Annotated in this window: 21 protein-coding genes and 1 pseudogene; 17 read left to right on the top strand and 5 right to left on the bottom strand. The window is 71.7% G+C overall.

Features of this window, described 5'->3' with window-relative positions:
- Positions 1-58: 58 nt before the first annotated feature.
- Positions 59-619: a YceI family protein gene (locus tag HF577_RS24615; protein ID WP_169398317.1), complete on the bottom strand. Its 561-nt coding sequence runs from the start codon at positions 617-619 to the stop codon at positions 59-61.
- 88 nt (positions 620-707) lie between these two features.
- On the opposite strand from HF577_RS24615, the gene HF577_RS24620 reads away from it, so the two are divergent.
- Both HF577_RS24620 and lpdA read left to right on the top strand, forming a co-directional pair.
- A complete protein-coding gene (locus tag HF577_RS24620) occupies positions 708-1,208 on the top strand; it encodes a MarR family winged helix-turn-helix transcriptional regulator (protein ID WP_169398318.1) in 501 nt (166 codons plus the stop codon).
- A 55-nt stretch (positions 1,209-1,263) separates the two neighbouring features.
- Entirely contained in the window at positions 1,264-2,670 is a 1,407-nt protein-coding gene (gene lpdA, locus HF577_RS24625) for a dihydrolipoyl dehydrogenase (RefSeq protein ID WP_169398319.1), read from the top strand.
- On the opposite strand, the gene HF577_RS24630 is transcribed toward lpdA, so the two are convergent.
- Entirely contained in the window at positions 2,660-3,202 is a 543-nt protein-coding gene (locus HF577_RS24630; RefSeq protein WP_211174778.1) for an NUDIX hydrolase, read from the bottom strand. The two genes, lpdA and HF577_RS24630, sit on opposite strands and share 11 nt — an antisense overlap.
- Positions 3,203-3,283: 81 nt before the next feature.
- On the opposite strand from HF577_RS24630, the gene dop reads away from it, so the two are divergent.
- From dop to HF577_RS24665, 7 genes are all read left to right on the top strand, one after another.
- Complete coding sequence (gene dop / locus HF577_RS24635; RefSeq protein WP_169398339.1) at positions 3,284-4,783, top strand: depupylase/deamidase Dop; 1,500 nt, start codon at positions 3,284-3,286, stop codon at positions 4,781-4,783.
- Between the two features lie 128 nt (positions 4,784-4,911).
- On the top strand, positions 4,912-5,109 hold the full coding sequence (locus HF577_RS24640) for a ubiquitin-like protein Pup (protein ID WP_169398320.1): 198 nt from the start codon (positions 4,912-4,914) through the stop codon (positions 5,107-5,109).
- A gap of 69 nt (positions 5,110-5,178) precedes the next feature.
- Positions 5,179-6,036, top strand: a complete 858-nt coding sequence (prcB, locus tag HF577_RS24645) for a proteasome subunit beta (RefSeq protein ID WP_169398321.1) — start codon at positions 5,179-5,181, stop codon at positions 6,034-6,036.
- A 57-nt stretch (positions 6,037-6,093) separates the two neighbouring features.
- Positions 6,094-6,960, top strand: a complete 867-nt coding sequence (prcA, locus tag HF577_RS24650) for a proteasome subunit alpha (RefSeq protein WP_169398322.1) — start codon at positions 6,094-6,096, stop codon at positions 6,958-6,960.
- A gap of 79 nt (positions 6,961-7,039) precedes the next feature.
- A complete protein-coding gene (locus HF577_RS24655; RefSeq protein WP_169398323.1) occupies positions 7,040-7,420 on the top strand; it encodes a VOC family protein in 381 nt (126 codons plus the stop codon).
- Between the two features lie 33 nt (positions 7,421-7,453).
- Complete coding sequence (locus HF577_RS24660) at positions 7,454-8,323, top strand: helix-turn-helix transcriptional regulator (protein ID WP_169398324.1); 870 nt, start codon at positions 7,454-7,456, stop codon at positions 8,321-8,323.
- 26 nt (positions 8,324-8,349) lie between these two features.
- Entirely contained in the window at positions 8,350-9,102 is a 753-nt protein-coding gene (locus HF577_RS24665; RefSeq protein ID WP_169398325.1) for an SDR family NAD(P)-dependent oxidoreductase, read from the top strand.
- 33 nt (positions 9,103-9,135) lie between these two features.
- Here the strand turns inward: HF577_RS24665 and HF577_RS24670 are convergent, their stop codons facing one another.
- A complete protein-coding gene (locus HF577_RS24670) occupies positions 9,136-10,683 on the bottom strand; it encodes a phosphatase PAP2 family protein (RefSeq protein WP_312859356.1) in 1,548 nt (515 codons plus the stop codon).
- A gap of 226 nt (positions 10,684-10,909) precedes the next feature.
- On the opposite strand from HF577_RS24670, the gene pafA reads away from it, so the two are divergent.
- Positions 10,910-12,271, top strand: coding sequence for a Pup--protein ligase (pafA, locus tag HF577_RS24675; protein ID WP_169398326.1), 1,362 nt, complete (start codon positions 10,910-10,912; stop codon positions 12,269-12,271).
- 24 nt (positions 12,272-12,295) lie between these two features.
- Here pafA and HF577_RS24680 read toward each other — a convergent pair whose 3' ends face one another.
- The gene (locus HF577_RS24680) at positions 12,296-12,550 is read right to left on the bottom strand and encodes a hypothetical protein (RefSeq protein WP_169398327.1); all 255 of its coding nucleotides are present in this window, start codon (positions 12,548-12,550) and stop codon (positions 12,296-12,298) included.
- A 147-nt stretch (positions 12,551-12,697) separates the two neighbouring features.
- On the opposite strand from HF577_RS24680, the gene HF577_RS24685 reads away from it, so the two are divergent.
- The 6 genes and pseudogenes from HF577_RS24685 to HF577_RS40255 all read left to right on the top strand — a co-directional run bounded on the left by HF577_RS24685 (position 12,698) and on the right by HF577_RS40255 (position 17,402).
- Positions 12,698-13,750: a helix-turn-helix transcriptional regulator gene (locus HF577_RS24685; RefSeq protein ID WP_169398328.1), complete on the top strand. Its 1,053-nt coding sequence runs from the start codon at positions 12,698-12,700 to the stop codon at positions 13,748-13,750.
- Positions 13,747-14,736: a helix-turn-helix transcriptional regulator gene (locus HF577_RS24690; RefSeq protein WP_169398329.1), complete on the top strand. Its 990-nt coding sequence runs from the start codon at positions 13,747-13,749 to the stop codon at positions 14,734-14,736. Before HF577_RS24685 ends, HF577_RS24690 begins: the two co-directional genes overlap by 4 nt.
- On the top strand, positions 14,729-14,917 hold the full coding sequence (locus HF577_RS24695) for a hypothetical protein (protein WP_169398330.1): 189 nt from the start codon (positions 14,729-14,731) through the stop codon (positions 14,915-14,917). Before HF577_RS24690 ends, HF577_RS24695 begins: the two co-directional genes overlap by 8 nt.
- A gap of 97 nt (positions 14,918-15,014) precedes the next feature.
- Positions 15,015-15,362: a Sec-independent protein translocase subunit TatA gene (gene tatA, locus HF577_RS24700; RefSeq protein ID WP_169398331.1), complete on the top strand. Its 348-nt coding sequence runs from the start codon at positions 15,015-15,017 to the stop codon at positions 15,360-15,362.
- A gap of 61 nt (positions 15,363-15,423) precedes the next feature.
- On the top strand, positions 15,424-16,365 hold the full coding sequence (gene tatC, locus HF577_RS24705; RefSeq protein ID WP_169398341.1) for a twin-arginine translocase subunit TatC: 942 nt from the start codon (positions 15,424-15,426) through the stop codon (positions 16,363-16,365).
- A 58-nt stretch (positions 16,366-16,423) separates the two neighbouring features.
- Positions 16,424-17,402 (top strand): annotated as a pseudogene (locus tag HF577_RS40255) (IS5 family transposase).
- 15 nt (positions 17,403-17,417) lie between these two features.
- Here the strand turns inward: HF577_RS40255 and HF577_RS24715 are convergent.
- Positions 17,418-17,915 carry a pyridoxamine 5'-phosphate oxidase family protein gene (locus HF577_RS24715; protein ID WP_312859359.1) on the bottom strand — a complete coding sequence of 166 codons (498 nt, stop codon included), beginning with the start codon at positions 17,913-17,915 and terminating at the stop codon, positions 17,418-17,420.
- 67 nt (positions 17,916-17,982) lie between these two features.
- On the opposite strand from HF577_RS24715, the gene HF577_RS24720 reads away from it, so the two are divergent.
- Positions 17,983-20,757 carry a DEAD/DEAH box helicase gene (locus HF577_RS24720; RefSeq protein ID WP_169398332.1) on the top strand — a complete coding sequence of 925 codons (2,775 nt, stop codon included), beginning with the start codon at positions 17,983-17,985 and terminating at the stop codon, positions 20,755-20,757.
- Positions 20,758-20,767: the final 10 nt, after the last annotated feature.

Consider the following 20,767-nt stretch of genomic DNA (forward strand, 5'->3'; position numbering starts at 1 on the left):
GGGCTGGACCGACCGTTCACTGCACCGCCGCTGCCTCGCCGCGTCGGGCGGAGCCTGCTCAGCCCTGGCGGAGCACGCCCTCGATCTCCAGGTTGATCTGCACCTTGTCCCCGACGACCACGCCGCCGCCGTCCATCGGGAGCTTGATGTCGACGCCGAAGTCGTTGCGGTCGATGGTGGTGCTGGCCGAGAAGCCGGCCCGGTAGCCGCCGTAGGCGTCGGGGCCGAAACCGTTGAGCTCGAGGGCGAGGGAGACCGGCCGCGTCACGCCCTTGATCGTGAGCTCACCGTCGACCACGAGGTCGTCACCCTTGGCGCGGGCGCCGGTGGAGCGGAAGGTCCACTGCGGGTGGTTCTCGACATCGAAGAAGTCGTTGGAGCGGATGTGGGTGTCTCGCTGCTCCTGGCCGGTGTCGATCGAGTCGGCCGCGATGGTGGCGTTCACCGTGGAGTCCGTGATGTTCTCGCGGGTCACAATCTCGCCCGAGAAGGTTGTGAAGCGACCGCGTACCTTGCTGACCATCATGTGGCGGACCGAGAAGGAGACGTCGGAATGCACCGGGTCGATCTCCCACGTGCCGGCGACGTAACCGGGGATCTGGACTGCGGTCGAGGACATGTCAACCTCCGTGAGTGTCTTGAACCCTCATTACTTGAGAGCTTTAGTAGTTTGAACAACGGCGAGGCCGATCTATTCCGGAGGTGTGGTGCCTGACACACGGTGGCTGGACGACGAGGAGCAGCGCGCGTGGCGCAGCTACCTCACCTCCTGTCGACTGGTCTTCGACCGGATCGAGCGGCAGCTCCAGCAGGATGCAGGGCTGCCGCACGCCTACTACGAGATCCTGGTGCGGCTCTCCGAAGCACCGGGGCACGCGATGCGGATGAGCAAGCTCGCCACCTCGGCGATGTCCTCGCGCAGCAGGCTCTCGCACGCCGTCGCGCGTCTCGAGGAGTCGGGCTGGGTGCGGCGCCGACCGTGCCCCGACGACCGGAGGGGAGCGGTCGCCGAGCTCACCGACGAGGGACTCGCCCACCTCGAGGCCATCGCCCCCGGCCACGTCGAGACCGTGCGCGGGGCGATGTTCGACGTGCTCAGTCCCGAGCAGCTCCGGGCGCTGCACGACATCAGCGACACCCTCGTGGCGAACCTGGCCGACGCGCCCGTCTGGCCGGCCTCGGAGGACCGCTACGACGACGCCGAGTAACGGTTCATGGGTGCCGGCTGTGCGCCGAGCGCGGTTGCGCTCCTAGAGTCGTTATATGGCTTCCCATGTCGATGTCGTGGTCCTCGGCGCTGGCCCTGGTGGATACGTCGCGGCGATCCGCGCGGCCCAGCTGGGCCGCAGCGTCGCGGTGGTGGAGGAGAAGTACTGGGGCGGGGTGTGCCTCAACGTCGGCTGCATCCCGTCGAAGGCATTGCTGCGCAACGCGGAGCTGGCGCACCTGGTGACGAAGGAGGCCAAGACCTTCGGCATCTCGGGGGACGTGAGCCTCGACTACGGGGTCGCGTTCGACCGCAGCCGCAAGGTGGCCGACGGCCGGGTCAAGGGCGTCCACTACCTGATGAAGAAGAACAAGATCCGGGAGATCGACGGCCGGGGCAAGTTCGTCGACGCCTCCACGATCGAGGTCGCGCTCGCCGACGGCGGCTCCGAGACGCTCACGTTCGACGACGTCATCATCGCCACCGGAGCGACCACCCGGCTGCTGCCGGGCACGTCGCTGTCCGAGCGCGTCGTCACCTACGAGGAGCAGATCCTCACCCGTGAGCTGCCCCGCAGCATCATCATCGCCGGGGCGGGTGCGATCGGCGTCGAGTTCGCCTACGTGATGAGCAACTACGGCGTGCAGGTCACGATCGTCGAGTTCCTGGACCGGCTGCTCCCGCTCGAGGACGTCGACGTCTCCAAGGAGCTGGCCAAGCGCTTCCGCAAGTACGGCGTCGAGGTGCTGACCTCCACCCGGGTCGAGTCGATCGACGACTCGGGCGACCAGGTCACGGTCACCGTCTCCCAGAACGGGGAGACCAAGGAGCTCACGGCCGACAAGGTCATGCAGGCGATCGGGTTCGCGCCCCGGACCGAGGGCTACGGCCTGGAGAACACCGGCGTGGAGCTCACCGAACGCGGCGCCATCGCGATCGACGACTTCATGCGGACGAACGTGCCCCACGTCTACGCGATCGGTGACGTCACGGCGAAGCTCATGCTCGCGCACGTCGGCGAGGCGCAGGGCGTGGTGGCGGCGGAGACCATCGCCGGCGTCGAGACCCAGGAGCTGGAGTACGTGATGATGCCGCGGGCGACGTTCTGCAACCCGCAGGTGGCGAGCTTCGGCTACACCGAAGCCCAGGCCCGCGAGCTGGCGGACGAGAAGGGGTGGAAGGTCCGGGTCGCCCAGTTCCCGTTCACGGCCAACGGCAAGGCGCAGGGGCTCGGGGAGCCGGGCGGGTTCGTCAAGCTCGTCGCGGACGAGACCTACGGCGAGCTGCTCGGCGGCCACCTCATCGGCCCGGAGGTCACGGAGCTGCTGCCCGAGCTGACCCTGGCGCAGAAGTGGGACCTCACCGCGTTCGAGCTCGCCCGCAACGTGCACGCGCACCCCACCCTGAGCGAGGCGCTCCAGGAGGCGTTCCACGGCCTCACCGGGCACATGATCAATCTGTGAGCCCGGCGTCCCGGGCGGCCAGCCACCGCTCGATGCCCATGCGGCCGTCCGGGACGAACGGCCAGCGCCGCGGCTCGGCCAGGCATGCGCGCAGCTCGTCGAGCGTCACCCAGCCGCCCCACACGATCTCCTCGGGCTGGTGGCGCAGCGGGCCGTCCCAGCGCACCTCGTAGGTGAACACGTGGTACCGCAGCCCGGAGCCGACGTAGGCGAACGGCTCGTGGGGCATCGGGGTGACGCCGTCGACACCGAGCTCCTCGGCCAGCTCGCGGGCCGCGCCGGCTGCCGGGGTCTCGCCCGGCCCGATCACCCCGCCCGCCCAGCAGTCGTACATGCCCGGGAAGATCAGCTTGTCCGGGGACCGCCGGTGCAGGTAGACCCGGTCGCCGTCGGTACTGCGCACGAGCACTCCGGTGGCGCCGTGCCACAGCCCGTCCCGGTAGACCACACCACGGGGAGCCACCCCGACCACCGATCCGGCCGCGTCGTACACGGCCACCGGCTCCTCCTCCGCGGGGATGCCAGCGTGCATGCGTCCATCATCCTCCGGCCGCGGTTAGGCTCGACCCATGACAGCGCACGTCGAGGGTCGTCCGTGACGGCCCGCCGGATCATGGGCACCGAGATCGAGTACGGGATCTCGGTGCCGGGCGACCCCACCGCCAACCCGGTGATCACCTCAACGCAGGTGGTGCTGGCCTACGCCGCGGCCGCGGACATCCCACGTTCCCGCCGGGCCCGGTGGGACTACGAGGTGGAGTCGCCGCTGCGTGACGCGCGCGGGTTCGACCTGTCCGCGCCCACCACGCACAGCCCAGGCGAGTCCGAGCTCGACGACCTCGGCGCCGCCAACGTCATCCTCACCAACGGCGCCCGGCTCTACGTCGACCACGCCCACCCGGAGTTCTCCACCCCCGAGGTCACCACGCCTCGTGACGTGGTCATCTGGGACAAGGCGGGGGAGCGGGTGATGGAGGAGGCCGCGATGCGCGCGGCCACCGTCCCCGGCGCGCCGCGGATCCAGCTCTACAAGAACAACGTCGACAACAAGGGCGCCAGCTACGGCTCCCACGAGAACTACCTGATGGCGCGCAGCACCACCTTCCCGTCGATCGTCGCCGGCCTCACGCCGTTCTTCGTGACGCGCCAGGTCGTGTGCGGCGCGGGCCGCGTGGGGATCGGTGCGTCGGGCGACGAGGCGGGCTACCAGCTCGCCCAGCGCAGCGACTACATCGAGGTGGAGGTCGGGCTCGAGACCACGCTCAAGCGGGGGATCATCAACACCCGCGACGAGCCGCACGCCGACGCCGACAAGTACCGCCGCCTGCACGTCATCATCGGCGACGCCAACATGAGCGAGTACTCCACACTGCTCAAGGTCGGCACCGCGGCGCTGGTCCTCGACATGATCGAGAAGGGGGTCCGGTTCGACGAGCTGCGGCTCTCCGAGCCCGTGCGCTCCGTGCACCGCATCAGCCACGACCCGTCGCTCAAGACGTTGGTCGACCTGGCCGACGGCCGGAAGATGACCGGCGTCGACGTCCAACGCGCCTACTTCGAGAAGGCGCAGAAACACGTCGAGAACACGATGGGCGCCGACGTCGACGACGCCACCGCCGAGGTGCTGCAGCTGTGGGGCGAGGTGCTCGACGCGCTGGCCCGTGACCCCATGGAGTGCGCCGACCGTCTCGACTGGCCGGCCAAGCTGCGCCTGCTGGAGGGCTACCGCGAACGCGACGGACTGGCGTGGAACTCCGGCCGGCTGCAGCTGGTGGACCTGCAGTACACCGACGTCCGGATGGCGAAGGGGCTGTACAACCGGCTCGCCGCGCGCGGGTCGATGAAGCGGCTGGTCACCGAGGAGCAGGTCGTCGCCGCCATGCACGAGCCGCCCGACGACACCCGCGCCTACTTCCGGGGCCGCTGTCTCGAGCGGTACCCGGCCGAGGTGGCCGCCGCCTCGTGGGACTCGGTCATCTTCGATCTCGGCCGAGAGTCCCTCGTGCGGATCCCCACCCTCGAACCGCTGCGGGGAACCCGCCGCCACGTCGGTGAGTTGATCGACAACTCCCGTACCGCAGAGGAGCTCGTCGAAGCGCTGACCCGGGGCTGAATGGCGACGCGCCCATCCGCATAGCTCTGATCGCGGGCGTGTCGCCGATCGGCTGGGTAATGTTCAGATACCGGACCCCGGTACGCCGCTGACCGCGTCGTCCCGGGCAGGCGCGAAGAGGAGACACCATGTCGCAGGAACAGACCAAGCGTCAGGGCGGTGGTGGCGGGGACGACGAGGACGGCGGCGACGCCGCGGCGGCCGGCCAGGAGCGTCGTGAGAAGCTCGGCGAGGATGTCGACACGATCCTCGACGAGATCGACGACGTTCTCGAGGAGAACGCCGAGGACTTCGTCCGGGCCTACGTCCAGAAGGGCGGCCAGTAGCCGCTCGCCCGCACCGTCAGCATCAGCACGAGCACCTGCACCCGCACGACGAGAGGCACTCACCTGACCATGGAGCCCCGGCTGCCGGTCGCCCCTTCGGGACCGGGCGCGTACCTTGCGCCCGGCCCGTCGTCATTCACCGACTTCGTCACGGCCAATGCACCGCACCTGCTGCCCGGCCGGATGCCCGAGGGCCTCGCGCCCGGGGCCGCCGGGGCAGGTCTCGGGGTGCCGCACGGCACCACGATCGTGGCGCTCACCTTCTCGGACGGGGTGATCATCGCCGGTGACCGCCGCGCCACGGCAGGCAACGTCATCGCGCAGCGCGACATCGAGAAGGTGTTCATCACCGACTCGCACTCGTCGATCGGGATCGCGGGCTCGGCGGGCATCGCCCTGCAGATGGTCCGGCTGTTCACGGTCGAGCTCGAGCACTACGACAAGATCGAGGGCGTCCCGCTCTCGCTGGACGGCAAGGCCAACAAGCTCGCGAGCATGATCCAGCAGAACCTCGGCGCGGCTCTGCAGGGCTTCGTCGTCGTGCCGCTGTTCGTCGGGTACGACATGGACGCCGCCGACCCGGCGAAGGCCGGTCGCATCATCACCTACGACGCCACCGGCGGGCGCTATGACGAGCTGCTCGGCTACCACTCCGTGGGGTCGGGCTCGGTGTTCGCGAAGTCGTCGCTGAAGAAGCTCTACGACCCGCAGGCCGACCTGGCCGGGGCCGTGCGCACGGCCGTCGAGGCGCTCTACGACGCCGCCGACGACGACACCGCCACCGGTGGGCCGGACCTGGTCCGCAAGATCTACCCGGTGGTCGTCAGCATCACCGCGGAGGAGGGGGCGGTCCGCCGCTCCGAGGAGGAGATGGAGGCGGTCGTCCGGGCGGTCATCGCCGGTCGTACCGAAAGACCCGGCGGATAGCTCACCGGACATGCCTGCCGTGCTCCCCACCCCTGCGACGCCTTTGGAGTCCGCCCCGTGACGATGCCGTTCTACTCCTCCGTCGACCAGCTGCTGCGCGACCGCTCCGAGCTGGCGCGCAAGGGCATCGCCCGCGGCCGCAGCGTCGTCGTGCTCACCTACACCGGTGGCGTGCTGTTCGTCGCCGAGAACCGCTCCAGCGAGAACCGGCCGAGCGCGCTGCGCAAGGTCTCGGAGATCTACGACCGCATCGGCTTCGCCGCGGTCGGGCGCTACAACGAATTCGAGACGTTGCGTAACGCCGGAATCCGGATGGCCGACGTGCGTGGCTACTCCTACGACCGCCGCGACGTCACCGGCCGGATGCTCGCCAACTTCTACGCCCAGGTGCTGGGCACCTCGTTCGTCGAGCAGCAGAAGCCCTACGAGGTGGAGCTGTGCCTCGCCGCGGTCGGCGACACCCCGGACTCCGACGAGCTCTACCGGATCACCTACGACGGCTCGATCACCGACGAGCCGCAGTTCGTGGTGATGGGCGGCACCACCGACCCGATCAGCGCCAAGCTCAAGGAGACCTACCGGTCGGGGCTGGAGCTGGGGGAGGCCATCGGGATCGCCGTGGAGGGCCTGCAGGCCGCCGCCGCCCCCGGTTCGCCCCCCGCGTCAGGCAACGGGGGAGCGCAGGCGGCCAGGGTGCTCGGAGCGAGTGCGCTGGAGGTCGCGGTGCTCGACCGCACGCGCCCGCGTCGCACGTTCCGGCGGATCACCGGGCAAGTCCTGCGTGACCTGCTGCCCGAGGCGAACCGCGCCGTCGACGCCCCGCCGGCGCCCACGGTGGCCGGCGGCGACGACCTGCCCGCGGCCAGCGGTGCCGTCGACGGCGAGGAGAGCCAGGGCGACGGACCGTCGTCCAACGGCTCCTGACCCTGCCGAGCAGCACGCTGTGAGCAGCCCGGGCCTGCGCCCTTGACCTGAACCCGGGTCGAGGTCGCAGGCTTGGCGCATGAGTATCGAGCTGAACCACACCATCGTCGCCGCCCGGGACAAGAACGCGGAGGCGCGTTTCGTGGCCGATGTGCTCGGCCTGCCCGGCCCGACGCCGTTCGGGCCGTTCGCCGTGGTGGAGCTGCACAACGGCGTGAGCCTCGACTTCATGGACACTGCCGAGGTGGCCTCGCAGCACTACGCGTTCCTGATCAGCGAGGACGAGTTCGACGCCGTCGCCGCCAGGCTGCGCGAGCGCGGGGTGTCCACCTACGGTGACCCGTTGCACCGGGAGTCGGGGCACAACACCAACGACGGCGGCCGGGGCATGTACTTCTCCTCGCCCGATGGCCACAACCTCGAGGTGCTCACGCGGCCCTACGGCAGCGGCGCGCAGTAACGGTGTTGTGCCCGGGGGGAGCACCATGACCTGATGGGCAGCTCCCCCCTCTCCACGGATGCGCGGCAGCGGCGCAGCTCCGAGATGCGCGCGTTCCTCCGGTCGCGCCGAGCCCGGGTGACGCCCGCCGACGTGGGCATGCCGTCGGGCGAGGGTCGCCGTACGCCCGGGCTGCGGCGGGAGGAGGTGGCGGTGCTCGCCGGCGTAGGGGTGTCCTGGTACACCTGGCTCGAGCAGGGACGCGACATCAATGTCTCCGCCGACGTCCTGGACGCCGTGGCCAGGGTGCTGCGCCTGGAGGCCGCCGAGCGCGAGCACCTGTACCTCCTCGCCGGGCTCAACCCGCCGCAGGCGGCGCCGTCCGACGGCCGGGTCCCCGATGCCGTGCGGCGGCTGCTGGAGGGCTGGCTGCCGCGGCCGGCGTACGTCATCGACCGGCACTGGAACGTACTGGCGGTCAACCGCGCGGCGGAGCTCGTGTTCCAGTGCACCGAGTTCGACCACAACTGCCTGGTCAGCTTCTTCACCAACGCCCGCTACCGGGCGGCCGTCGTGGACTGGCACGACGCGGCCCGGGCGATGGTCGGCCTGTTCCGGACCGACGCCGCCCGTTACCCGGCCGATCCGGAGTTCGGCCGCCTGGCCGCGGACATGTGCGCGGCGAGCCCCGCCTTCGCCGAGATCTGGGCGGAACTGCCCGTGGGTGGTCCCACCCACGGCACCAAGGCCCTGGAGATCCCCGGCCTGGGGAGGCTGACCTTCGAGGCCACCGTCCTGCCGCTGCCCGAACTGCCCGGCCACCGCCTGTCGCTGCACACCCCCGCACCCGGGACGGGAACGCAGGCCCTGCTGGAGCGCTTGGTGGTGGTGTCGGACCCAGGTTCGGCCGACACTGCTGCGTAGGCCCGCGCCGCTCGACGATCGTCGGCATGCAGCGATTCACGAACAAGACGGTCCTGATCACCGGCGGCACCAGCGGCATCGGGTTCGCGACGGCGCGCAGGTTTCTCGACGAGGGCGCCTACGTCGTCATCACCGGGCGCGACCAGTCCCGCCTCGACACCGCGGCAGAACGCCTGGGCTCGGGGCGGGTCCTGCCCGTTTGCGCGGACGTCAGCGTCGACGCCGACCTCGATCTGCTCGTGCGGCGCGTCGAGACCTGGCGCGGTGCCCTCGACGTGGTCTTCGCCAATGCCGGAGTGGCGGACTTCCGGCCGGAGCTCACCCCGGCAGATGTCGACCACACCGTCGGAATCAACTTCGTGGGGGTGTTCTTCACGATCCAGAAAGCGCTGCCGCTGATGGGCGAGGGAGGCGCTGTCGTCATCAACGCCTCGTGGACCGCGCACCGCGGCCTCCCGGTGGCGGCGATCTACGCCGCCAGCAAGGCCGCCGTGCACAGTCTCGCCCGCACGCTCGGCACCGGCCTCGCGGCGCGTGGCATCCGCGTCAACTCCGTCAGCCCCGGCTACATCGAGACCGAGATGTACCGCTCCGCCATCGACCCCGACACGGAGACCCGCATCACGGCGGAGGTGCCGCTCGGCTCGCTCGGTCACCCCGACGACGTCGCCGCTGCCGTCGCCTTCCTGGCCTCGGACGACGCGTCGTACATCACCGGTCAGGACCTCGTCATCGACGGCGGTCTCGTGGGAGCGGCGCCGCTCGGGCTGCGCCTGTGACAGCCGTACGCCGGCCGCAGTGGGCGCGTCGACTCAGCCGACGAAGGGGCGGTCGCGCCCGGTCCACCGGTCCTCGTGGCGCCGGTAGACGGGGATGGCGTCCTTCGCGACGCGAAACCGGTACCGCCCGGCCTCCTCGACGACCTCGCCGTCGGTGGCGAGCATCCCGGGCACCGTGAGCTCCACCTCCAGCTCCGCCACCTCGCGCTGGTGGTACACCCGGCTGTGCCCGAGCGCACCGAGCAGCAGCGCGGCGATGGCCCGCAGCCGGGAGAACCGCACGTCGGCGCGCAGCCAGCGCACGTCCAGCAGCCCGGAGTCGAGCGAGGGGCGCCACGCCGGCACCGCGCCACGCGGGTGGTAGGGCCCGTTGCCGACGAACAGGAACCAGACCGACGTCCAACGGCCGTCGATCCTGATCTCGACGGGCTCGGCGCGGTGCAGCACCACCACGAGCGCCGCGGCGAAGGCGGGCCACTTGCCCCACCGCGGCTGCCACTTCTCCCGCAGCCGGACGAGGTCGGGGTAGGAGCCGAGGCTCGCGGTGTTGATGAAGCAGCGCAGCCGCTCGATCTGCTCGCCGTCCGGGTCGGCACCGGCGTCGGGGAGCACGTCGATCAGGCCGAGGTCGACGGCGACGGCCTCGCCCGCGCCGGTGGCGTCCACGGCCTCCTGCATGTCGTAGATGCCCACGTCGCGGGCGAAGTGGTTGAGCGTGCCGGCGGGCACCACCACGAGGGGCAGGCGGCGGCGCCCGGCCACCGCGGCCGCGGCGGCCACCGTGCCGTCACCGCCGGCCACACCGATCGCGCGTACCCAGTCCTCCCGCTCGGCCACGGCGGCGTCGAGCTGCTCGTCGAGGTCGCGGTCCGGGTCCGCGCGCAGCACCACGGCCTTCGGGAGCGCCGTCTCCAGCTCGTTCGCCGGGTCGTACTCCTGGTCGCCGGAACGCTGGTTGGACACGATCACCAGCCCCTCGCCGCGGGGGAGCTCGGGCACCGTGTCGAGTGGACGGGCCCTCGCCTCGTCGGTGCTGCGCACCGGCCACCAGCGGCGGGTGGCCAGCGCGACGCCGGTGCCGACGGCCGCGCCGGCGAGCACGTCCGAGCCCCAGTGCACGCCCACGTGCACCCGGGAGTAGGCCACCGACGCCGCCAGCGGGGCCATGACGAGCCCGAGGCGCGGGCTCTCCAGCGCAACGGCGGTGGCGAAGGCCGCGGCCGACGCCGCGTGCCCCGACGGGAACGACGACGAGGTCGGCGGGTTGTCGATGGTCTGGTAGGCGGGCAGCTCCGCCGCCGCCGGACGCCTGCGGGGCAGCACCGGCTTGAGCAACGCGTTCGCCGTGCCGCTCGCCCCCGCGATGGCGAGCAGGCCCCGGGCCGCGGCCTTGCGGCTCGCGCCCCGGCGCGACGCCAGTAGCGCGGCGATCGCGAACCACAGCAGGCTGTGGTTGGCGGCGGTCGACACGCTCTTCATCGCCGTGTCGAGCGGTGACGGAGGCATCGAGGAGATCGCCCGTGAGATGGCGCGATCGGCATCGTTCACCTCGTCGGCGGCCCGCCGAAACCAGGAAATCACGGGCCGACACTACGCAGGCGATCGTCCATCCGCCGGACGCCCCGCCGCCGGGTGGAACGGAGCCGGGCGGCCCGTCGAACACCCCCCAACGCTCGGCGGGCCGCCTGCGGAGCAACGCTAATGGCGCAGCGTCAGCGCAGCATCGGTAGAACTACCCGGACGACCCACCCGAACCGGTCGGTCACAGCCATGACATGAGGGGGGTCTCTCCGCCTACGCTGAGGGGATGCAGCGGCGGATCTACGGTGTGGAGACTGAGTTCGGGGTCACCTGCACCTTTCACGGACAGCGGCGCCTCTCGCCCGACGAGGTGGCTCGCTACCTGTTCCGCCGGGTCGTGTCGTGGGGGCGCTCGTCGAACGTCTTCCTGCGCAACGGTGCCCGGCTCTACCTCGACGTGGGGAGCCACCCGGAGTACGCCACCGCCGAGTGCGACTCGCTCACCCAGCTCGTCGCCCACGACAAGGCCGGTGAGCGGATCCTCGAGGACCTTCTCGTCGACGCCGAGCGCCGGCTCGTCGACGAGGGCATCGGCGGCGACATCTACCTGTTCAAGAACAACACCGACTCGGCGGGCAACTCCTACGGGTGCCACGAGAACTACCTGGTCGCCCGGGCCGGGGAGTTCTCCCGCATCGCCGACGTGCTGCTGCCCTTCCTGGTCACCCGCCAGCTGATCTGCGGTGCCGGCAAGGTGCTGCAGACCCCACGCGGCGCCGTGTACTGCCTGTCGCAGCGCGCCGAGCACATCTGGGAGGGCGTGTCCTCGGCGACCACGCGCTCGCGCCCGATCATCAACACCCGCGACGAGCCCCACGCCGACGCCGAGCGCTACCGCAGGCTGCACGTGATCGTCGGCGACTCCAACATGTCCGAGGTCACCACCCTGCTCAAGGTGGGGTCGGCCACCCTCGTGCTGGAGATGATCGAGGCCGGGGTCCAGTTCCGGGACTTCACGCTCGACAACCCGATCCGCGCGATCCGCGAGATCAGCCACGACCTGACCGGCAGGCGCACGGTGCGGCTCGCCGGCGGGCGGGAGGCGAGCGCGCTCGACATCCAGCGCGAGTACTACAGCCGCGCCGTCGAGCACGTCGCCACCCGCGGCACCGAGGACCCGACGATGCAGCGGGTGCTCGACCTGTGGGGCCGCACGCTGGACGCCGTCGAGTCGCAGAACCTGTCGCTCATCGACCGCGAGATCGACTGGGCGATCAAGCACCGCCTGGTGGAGCGCTACCGCGAGCGCAACGACATGGACCTCGCCAACCCGCGCATCGCCCAGCTGGATCTCGCCTACCACGACATCCGGCGCGGCCGCGGGCTGTTCGACCTGCTCCAGCGCAAGGGCATGGTCGACCGGGTCACCGACGACGGTGAGATCGAGGCCGCGAAGGACACCCCGCCGCAGACCACGCGGGCCAAGCTGCGCGGTGACTTCATCGCCGCCGCCCAGGCCGCCGGGCGCGACTTCACCGTCGACTGGGTGCACCTCAAGCTCAACGACCAGGCGCAGCGCACCGTGCTGTGCAAGGACCCCTTCCGGTCGGTCGACGAGCGCGTGGACCGGCTGATCGCCTCGCTGTAGTCCCGAGGGCTGCTGGTCCCGGCGTTACTGCTCGCCGAACATCTTGGCGCGCAGCTGGGCCAGCTCGTCCTGCACGATCGGGGAGGTCACGCTCTCGTCGTTGCGTCCGGGCTCGATGCCGAACGCCCGCAGCAGCGCGGTGGCCGGCACCGCCGGGTCACCCGCCTCGCCGAGCACGGGGTGCAGGCCCTGGTCGGCGAGGTGGTGGAACACGAGGTTGACCACGGTCCACGGGTTGAACGTCTCGACACTGCGGTCTGCATCGACACTGTCGTTCACGGTGCCTCTTCCGGTCCGTTGGTGGTCCGCCGAGCGTGGGCTCGGGCGGGTTGCCCGGTCAAGGGCCCGGGTGTCGCAAGCTGAGACACCCGACCAGGTTGCGCCGGTCGCCCACGGCGGGAGCGTCACCGGCCGTACGATGCCGACGTGTCCTCTGCGCGGGCCGAGCGTCTGGTGAACCTCGTGCTCTGCCTGTTGTCCACCCGCCAGTTCCTGCCTGCCGAGCGGATCCGCCAGATCGTGCCCGGCTACGCCGACGCGCGCGGCGACGACGCGTTCTTCCGCATGTTCGAGCGCGACAAGAACGAGCTGCGCGAGCTGGGCGTGCCGCTGGAGACCGGCCGCCTCTCGAGCTTCGACACCGTCGACGGCTATCGCATCGCGCGTCAGGACTACGAGCTCGGCGACATCGACCTGGAGCCCGACGAGGCAGCCGCCGTCGCGCTCGCGGCCCGGCTGTGGGATTCCCCCGACCTCGCGGCACCCGCCCACAGCGCGCTGGTCAAGCTGCGTGCCGCCGGGGTCGAGGTCGACGAGGACCAGGGCCGCGTGCAGCCCCGGGTGCGCACCACCGAGCCGGCGTTCGGGCCGCTGCTGGCCGCCGTGCGTTCCGGGCGCGTGGTCATGTTCCAGCACCGTCGCGGTGGTCCGGGCGGGCCCCTGCAGCGCCGCATCGTGGAGCCGTGGGGCGTGGTGTCCTGGCGGGGGCGGTGGTACCTCGTGGGCCACGACCGCGACCGCAACGCGCCACGCTCGTTCCGGGTGTCGCGGATCAGTGAGTCCGTCACAGCCATCGGTCCGGCCGGTGCCGTCGCGGTGCCCGCCGACATCGACCTCATGGCGATGGTGCGCCACAACGTCGACCCGCCCGCGGTCAGCGGCACCGCCAGGGTGTGGGTGGCCGACGGCAGGGCACACGGGCTGCGCAGGCTGGCGAGGGTGATCGGGCCGCGCTCCCACGGCGGCCGGGCGGGCGACGAGCTGGAGCTCGACCTGCGCAGCGTCGACACCGTCGCCCGCTGGCTCGCGGGCCACGGTCCCGACGTCGTGGTGCTCGCCCCGGAGAGCCTCGCGGAGGCGGTCCGCGGCAACTGGGCGGCCGCGGCGGCGGCCCACTCGCGCACCGACGCCCCCGGCGGGGCCGTGCTGGGGCCCGCCGGTCGCACGCGGCGACCGGACCGGGCCGGGACGGTGCGGTGAGCACCGGCGGGGTCACCGAGCGGCTGCCGCGGCTGCTGTCGCTCGTGCCCTACCTGCTGGCGCGGCCGGGGGTCCCGGTCGCCGAGGTCGCCGCCGACTTCGGCGTCACCGAACGGCAGCTGCGCCGCGACCTCGAACTGCTCTGGATGTGCGGTCTCCCCGGCTACGGCCCGGGCGACCTGGTGGACCTGTCGTTCGCGGGCGACACCGTCACCGTCACCCACGACGCCGGGATGCGGCGCCCGCTGCGGCTCACCACCGCCGAGGCCACGGCCCTGCTCGTCGCGCTGCGCACGCTGGCCGAGATGCCCGGCATGGTCGACACGGCGGCCGTGCAGCGGGCCACCGCGAAGATCGAGCGGGCCGTCGGCGACGCGGGGCACGTCGGCGTGGCGGTCGACCTGCCGCACGAGGAGGCGGCCACCACCGCGGCCGTCCGCGAGGCACTGGCCGCAGGCCGCGCGCTGCGCATCGTCTACTACACCGCCGGACGCGACGCGGTGTCGCAGCGCACCATCGACCCGATGCGGCTGCTGGTCGTGGAGGGCCGCGGCTACCTGGAGGCGTGGTGCCGCCGCGCGGAGGCGGTCCGGATGTTCCGGCTGGACCGGGTGGAGGAGGTCGAGGAGCTCGACGAGCCGGCGGCACCGCCGCCCGACGCCGAGCCCGCCGACGTGTCCGAGGGCCTGTTCCGCCCGAGCGCGGAGCACCGGTCGGCCGTGCTGCTGCTCGAGCCCGAGGCCCGGTGGGTGGCCGAGTACTACCCCGTCGACGACGTCGTGGAGCTCGACGACGGCCGGGCCAGGGTGCTGCTGCGCTACGCCGACCCGGCGTGGCTGGTGCGGCTGGTGCTGGGGCTCGGCGGTGGCGCGCGGCTGCTGGAGCCGCCGGAGCTGGTCGACGCCGTGGCAGCCCGGGCCCGGGAAGCGCTGGCCGCCGCGACGGGCCGGCACGTGGACGAGGACGGGACGACGAACGGTGACTGACATGCTGCCCGCACTGGTGACGGTCGCGGCCGGTCTCGTGGTGCTGGTGCTCGTGGTGCTGCTGGCGCTGCGGCCGGTGCGACGGCTGCGGCGCGCGAGCACCGCGCTCCGTGACGACACGAGTGCGCGGATGGCGGTTCTGGAGGACTTGGTGAACGCGCGGCAACACCGTCACGAATGAGTGACGACCACTGCGTACGACACGGGCCGCGCCCGGATCGGGCGTTCCGGGCGGCGTAGACTCCCCCTCACGTGTCCACGGCGGAAGGACGAGAATCATGCCGAGCCTCGGCGGCTGGGAGTTCGTGATCCTCATCGGGATCTTGGTGCTGTTGTTCGGTGCGAAACGACTGCCGGACATGGCCCGGTCCATCGGACAGTCCGCCCGCGTGTTCAAGGGTGAGATGAAGGGCATGAAGGGCGACGACGCGCCGGCCGGCGACGCCACCACCACGACCGAGAAGCCCGCCGCAGCGCCTGCGCCGCCCGCGGCCCTTCCCACGGCGCAGCCGGCGCCGCAGACCACGCCGGTGCAGGCCACGCCGGTGCAGGCCACGCCGGTCCAGGACACCCGGTCGGAGAGCGCCCGCGCCACCCAGCCGGGCCCCACCACCACCGGGCAGTAGCCCCAGCACGGTGGCCAGAATCTCCTTGCGGCGCAGAAGGCCGAAGAACCCCGACGGCACGATGACGCTCGTCGAGCACCTCTACGAGCTGCGCAACCGCCTCGCCATCGCCCTCGTGGCCATCGCGATCACCACGATCGTCGGCTACATCTGGTACGGCATGAGCTTCTTCGGTCTGCCCAGCCTCGGTGACCTGCTCAAGGAGCCCTACTGCGCCATCCCCGCCACCTCGCGCGGCCAGTTCAGCGCCGACCCCAACGCCTGCACGCTGCTGGCCACGGGTCCGTTCGACCAGTTCAACCTGCGGCTCAAGGTTGCGATGACCGCGGGCATCGTGCTGGCCTGCCCGGTGTGGCTGTACCAGCTGTGGGGGTTCATCACCCCCGGTCTCTACGCGAAGGAGCGGCGCTACGCGCTGAGCTTCGTCTCCGTGGCCGCGGTGCTGTTCGTGTTCGGGGCGGTGCTGGCCTTCTTCGTGGTCACCCAGGGCCTGAGCTTCCTGCTCAGCATCGGCGACGAGGTCCAGACCACCGCGCTCACCGGTGAGTACTACTTCGGATTCATCATCGCGCTGCTGCTGATCTTCGGGGTGAGTTTCGAGATCCCGCTTCTCGTGGTGATGCTCAATCTCGCCGGCGTGATCTCCTACGCCAAGCTCAAGGAGTGGCGCCGGGGACTGATCTTCGCCCTCTTCGTGTTCGCTGCGATCGCGACTCCGGGCCAGGACCCCATTTCGATGCTCGCGCTCGCGCTCGCCCTCGTGCTGCTCTTCGAGATCGCCATCCAGATCACGAGGCTCAACGACAAGCGCCGGGCCGCCCGCCGGGCCGCCGAGGGCTGGGACAGCTGGGATCCCGACGCCCCCAGCCCGATCGACACCACACCCAGCTCGCTCGACATCACCCCGAGCACGATCCCCGAGCCCAGCCCGATCGAGCGTCCGGGCCCGGTCGAGGTGTCACCGGCGTCCGAGGCCGCCCGCCGGGTGGAGGACGCCACCTGAGCCGGCCGGTGCGCCCCTAGGGAGTGTCTGACGGATCTTGGTCCGGGTTCGGGGCAGGATGCCGGTCGTGGGTGATCGTCAGGTGCTCTCGGATGAGGCGTGGGCGTGGCTGGAGCCGTTGCTACCAGACCGGGCACCTCGGCGGGGTGGGCGGTGGCGTGATCACCGGCAGGTGATCGAGGCGATCGCGTGGAAGTACCGCACCGGGGCGGCGTGGCCGGAGATCCCCGTCGAGCGGTTCGGGCCCTGGCAGACCGCCTACGAGCGGCTCAACCGGTGGAGCGTGGATGGCACCTGGGCGCGGGTGCTGGGCGCGGCCCACGCTGATGCCGATGCCCGCGGTGAGCTGGACTGGCTGGTTGCTGCGGACTCCTCACTGGTGCGGGTGCACCAGCATGGTGCGGCGGCCCGCCGCATCGGTGGCAACGCAGCCACCGCCGTCGGACCCGAACCGCCTCCCCCCGACCGCACAGGGGGCTGGGTCGAATCACAAGAATTCCGGTCCTGATCACCAGGTCGGGGCGGTTCACGCGGTCGTGGGCGAGCCGGCCGATCATGCGATCGGCCGCTCCCGGGGCGGGTTGACCACCAAGATCCACGCTCTTGTCGATGGGCGGGCCCGCCCGCTGGTGCTGCAACTGACCGCGGGCAACGTCAACGACACCACCCAGTTCCCGCAGCTCATGACCGGCCTGCGAGTGGCCCGGGCTGGTCGTGGGCGTCCCCGCACCCGCCCCGAGCACGTGCTGGCCGACAAGGGCTACAGCTCCCGGGCCAACCGGGAACTGCTGCGGCGGCGCAACATCTCCCACACCATCCCCGAACCCCGCGACCAGCAGGCCAACCGAGCACGCCGAGGCTCCCGCGGCGGCCGCCCGGTCGGGTTCGACAAGACACGTTACCGGCGCCGCAATGTCGTCGAGCGCGGCTTCTGCCAGCTCAAACACTGGCGCGGCCTGGCCACCCGTTACGACCGACACGCCCGCAACTACCTCGGCGCGCTCCAGCTCGCCGCTCTCCTCAGCTGGCTTCCATGATCGGGCAGACACTCCCTAGCGGCTGACCGCCTCGCGCCACACCATGGCCTGGTCGTTCTTGCCCTCGAGCAGCACCGCCGCCGGCTGCACGTGCAGCCGCCACGGGTCCAGCCGCAGGGCGGCGAAGCCCGGGGAGAGCGGGCCGTCCCAGCCGGGGATGATCGCCGGGTCGTAGCCGACGGGCTCCGGGGCGGACCGGAAGCGGTCCCACAGCTGGGTGCGCGTCTCGTCGTCGGTGTGCAGGCTGGCGCGGCACTGGGCGCTCGCGGTGTCGTGGGACGGGTCCCAGTAGGTCAGCGAGACGTAGGGGTGGGCGGCGAGGTGCGCCTGCTTGGTCGGCGTCGGACCGGTGGCGATCCAGCCCGTCAGGCGCTCCCCGTCCCACAGCCAGATCGGATGCAGCACGCGGGTCCAGGGCCTGCCCTGTGCGTCCACGGTGGCGGCGCTGGCCCAGACGATCCGATGGGCCATCTCGATGAAGGCGGGAGCGGCATCGGAGAGAGAGGAAGGCACGGGATGACCTTCTCACGAGGCGCATACCGCCCACTGTGAGCGGGCACGCCGGGTCGACCTTGCGCCGATGTGGAAACCTGGGCCGGTGGCCAGCAGCAATCCTGCTCCCGCGGAGGCCTACGCCGCCGCCAGGAGCCGAGCCGCACGTCCCCGACTTGCCGAGTTCGCGGGGAGTCTCCCCTTCGAGCTCGACGGCTTCCAGTACACGGCGTGTTCGGCCCTCGAGGACGGGCACGGCGTCCTCGTCTGTGCCCCGACCGGCGCGGGAAAGACCGTGGTCGGTGAGTTCGCCGTGCACCTGGCGCTCGCCCAGGGTCTCAAGTGCTTCTACACGACGCCGATCAAGGCGCTGTCGAACCAGAAGTTCGCCGACCTCGTGGAGCGCCACGGTGCCGACGCCGTGGGGCTGCTGACGGGCGACACCGTCGTCAACGGGGACGCGCAGGTGGTGGTGATGACCACCGAGGTCCTGCGCAACATGATCTACGCCGGGTCGCGGCAGCTCGAGCATCTGGGCTTCGTGGTGATGGACGAGGTGCACTACCTCGCCGACCGCTTCCGCGGGGCCGTCTGGGAGGAGGTGATCCTCCAGCTCCCCGAGCATGTCGCGCTGGTGAGCCTGTCGGCCACGGTCAGCAACGCCGAGGAGTTCGGCGACTGGTTGGTGACCGTGCGCGGCGACACCACGGTGGTCGTCGACGAACACCGGCCGGTACCGCTGTGGCAGCACATGATGGTCGGCAACCGGCTGCTGGACCTGTTCGCGGGCGAGGACAGCGCCGGTGAGCTGCAGGTCGACCCGGACCTCGTCCGGTACACGCGCGACCTCGACCGCCAGAGCGCCGTGTGGGACCGGGGCCGCGGGCGCGGCTCGCGCGGCGGCGGGAACGGCCGGTCCTCCACCCGCTTCCGGCCCCCGTCGCGTACCACCGTGATCGACCGGCTCGACCGCAACGGGCTCCTGCCCGCGATCACGTTCGTGTTCAGCCGGGCGGGCTGCGACGCCGCGGTCGGCCAGTGCGTGCGCTCGGGCCTGCGGCTCACCACCGAGGCCGAGGCCGTGGAGATCCGGCGCACGGTGGAGCGGCGGACCGTCGACCTCCCGCAGGGCGACCTCGCCGTCCTCGGGTACTGGGAGTGGCTCGAGGCGCTGGAGCGCGGGATAGCGGCGCACCACGCCGGGATGCTGCCCGCGTTCAAGGAGACCGTGGAGGAGCTGTTCGTCCGGGGCCTGGTCCGGGCGGTGTTCGCCACGGAGACCCTCGCCCTCGGGATCAACATGCCCGCCCGCACCGTGGTGCTCGAACGGCTGGTCAAGTTCAACGGCGAGTCGCACGCCGACCTGACCCCCGGCGAGTACACGCAGCTCACCGGCCGGGCCGGCCGCCGCGGTATCGACGTCGAGGGCCACGCGGTCGTCGTCTGGCAGCCGGGGGTCGACCCCGTGCAGGTCGCGGGGCTGGCCTCCACGCGCACCTACCCGCTGCGCAGCTCGTTCCGGCCCGGCTACAACATGGCCGTCAACCTCGTCGGACGGCTCGGCACGGACTCCGCCCGCGACCTGCTGGAGCAGTCGCTCGGGCAGTTCCAGGCCGACCGCTCGGTCGTCGGGCTGGCCCGGCGGATCGAGCGCAACACCGAGGCGCTGGCGGGATACGGCGAGTCGATGCAGTGCCATCTCGGCGACTTCGCCGAGTACGCCGGGCTGCGCCGCCAGGTGAGCGAGCGGGAGAAGGCACTGTCGCGCCAGGGCGTGGCCGACAGCCGGGAGGCCGCGGCCGACTCGCTGCGGTCACTGCGGGCCGGTGACGTCATCGCCGTGCCCGGCGGTCGCCGGGCCGGCCTGGCCGTGGTGCTCGACCCCGGTCTCAGCAACGGGGACGAGCCGCGCCCGCTCGTACTGAGCGAGGACCGGTGGGCGGGCCGGCTCTCGCCCGCCGACTTCCCGACCCCGGTGGAGCCCCTCGGGCGGATGCGGCTGCCCAAGCGGGTCGACCACCGGACGCCGAGCGTGCGCCGCGACCTCGCGTCGTCGCTGCGCAACACGGGGATCGTGGCTCCCACCGTGCAGCGTCGGCGCTCGCGAGGCGCGAGCGCCGACGACCCCGAGCTCGCGACGCTGCGCCGCGCCCTGCGTGTGCATCCCTGCCACGGCTGCGACGACCGCGAGGCGCACGCCCGGTGGGCCGACCGGTACGCCCGCCTGGAGCGGGAGACCGAGCAGCTGCAGCAGAAGGTGCGGGCCACCACCCACTCCCTCGCGAGGGCGTTCGACCGGATCCGCTCCCTGCTGGGGGAGCGCGGCTATCTCGACGGGGACGAGGTCACCGAGCACGGCGAGCGGCTGGCCCGGCTGTGGGGTGAGTCCGACCTGCTCACCGCGGAGTGCCTGCGCCACGGCACGTGGGACGGGTTGGAGCCCGCGGAGCTGGCGGCCGTCGTGTCGGCGCTGGTGTACGAGTCGCGCCGGGACAACGGCCAGATGCCCCAGGTGCCGTCGGGTGCCGTGGCCGAGGCGCTGGCGAACACGGTGCGGATCTGGGCGGAGCTGGAGGGCGACGAGCGCAGGCACCGCGTGGACCGCACCCGCGAGCCCGATCTCGGATTCGCCTGGCCGATCTACCGCTGGGCGCGTGGTGAGTCGCTGTCGGTCGTGCTCACCGCGGCGGAGCAGAACGGCGCCGAGCTCTCGGCGGGCGACTTCGTGCGCTGGTGCCGTCAGGTGCTCGACCTGCTCGACCAGATCGCCGGCGTCACCGGCCGCGGCAGCGCGGTGGGCCGGGCGGCGACGCAGGCGGTCGCCGCCGTCCGGCGGGGCGTGGTGGCGGTGGGAACCGTCTGAGCAGGGTGTC

It is taken from the genome of Pseudonocardia xinjiangensis (assembly GCF_012911925.1).
GTDB classification, from domain to species: domain Bacteria; phylum Actinomycetota; class Actinomycetes; order Mycobacteriales; family Pseudonocardiaceae; genus Pseudonocardia; species Pseudonocardia xinjiangensis.

Excerpts from the sequence above, each read along its gene's own strand:
- HF577_RS24615 (WP_169398317.1), bottom strand. The coding sequence starts at position 619 with ATGTCCTCGACCGCAGTCCAGATCCCCGGTTACGTCGCCGGCACGTGG.
- lpdA (WP_169398319.1), top strand. The coding sequence starts at position 1,264 with ATGGCTTCCCATGTCGATGTCGTGGTCCTCGGCGCTGGCCCTGGTGGA.
- HF577_RS24630 (WP_211174778.1), bottom strand. The coding sequence starts at position 3,202 with ATGCACGCTGGCATCCCCGCGGAGGAGGAGCCGGTGGCCGTGTACGAC.
- dop (WP_169398339.1), top strand. The coding sequence starts at position 3,284 with ATGGGCACCGAGATCGAGTACGGGATCTCGGTGCCGGGCGACCCCACC.
- HF577_RS24640 (WP_169398320.1), top strand. The coding sequence starts at position 4,912 with ATGTCGCAGGAACAGACCAAGCGTCAGGGCGGTGGTGGCGGGGACGAC.
- prcB (WP_169398321.1), top strand. The coding sequence starts at position 5,179 with ATGGAGCCCCGGCTGCCGGTCGCCCCTTCGGGACCGGGCGCGTACCTT.
- HF577_RS24655 (WP_169398323.1), top strand. The coding sequence starts at position 7,040 with ATGAGTATCGAGCTGAACCACACCATCGTCGCCGCCCGGGACAAGAAC.
- HF577_RS24660 (WP_169398324.1), top strand. The coding sequence starts at position 7,454 with ATGGGCAGCTCCCCCCTCTCCACGGATGCGCGGCAGCGGCGCAGCTCC.
- HF577_RS24665 (WP_169398325.1), top strand. The coding sequence starts at position 8,350 with ATGCAGCGATTCACGAACAAGACGGTCCTGATCACCGGCGGCACCAGC.
- pafA (WP_169398326.1), top strand. The coding sequence starts at position 10,910 with ATGCAGCGGCGGATCTACGGTGTGGAGACTGAGTTCGGGGTCACCTGC.
- tatA (WP_169398331.1), top strand. The coding sequence starts at position 15,015 with ATGCCGAGCCTCGGCGGCTGGGAGTTCGTGATCCTCATCGGGATCTTG.
- tatC (WP_169398341.1), top strand. The coding sequence starts at position 15,424 with ATGACGCTCGTCGAGCACCTCTACGAGCTGCGCAACCGCCTCGCCATC.
- HF577_RS24720 (WP_169398332.1), top strand. The coding sequence starts at position 17,983 with ATGTGGAAACCTGGGCCGGTGGCCAGCAGCAATCCTGCTCCCGCGGAG.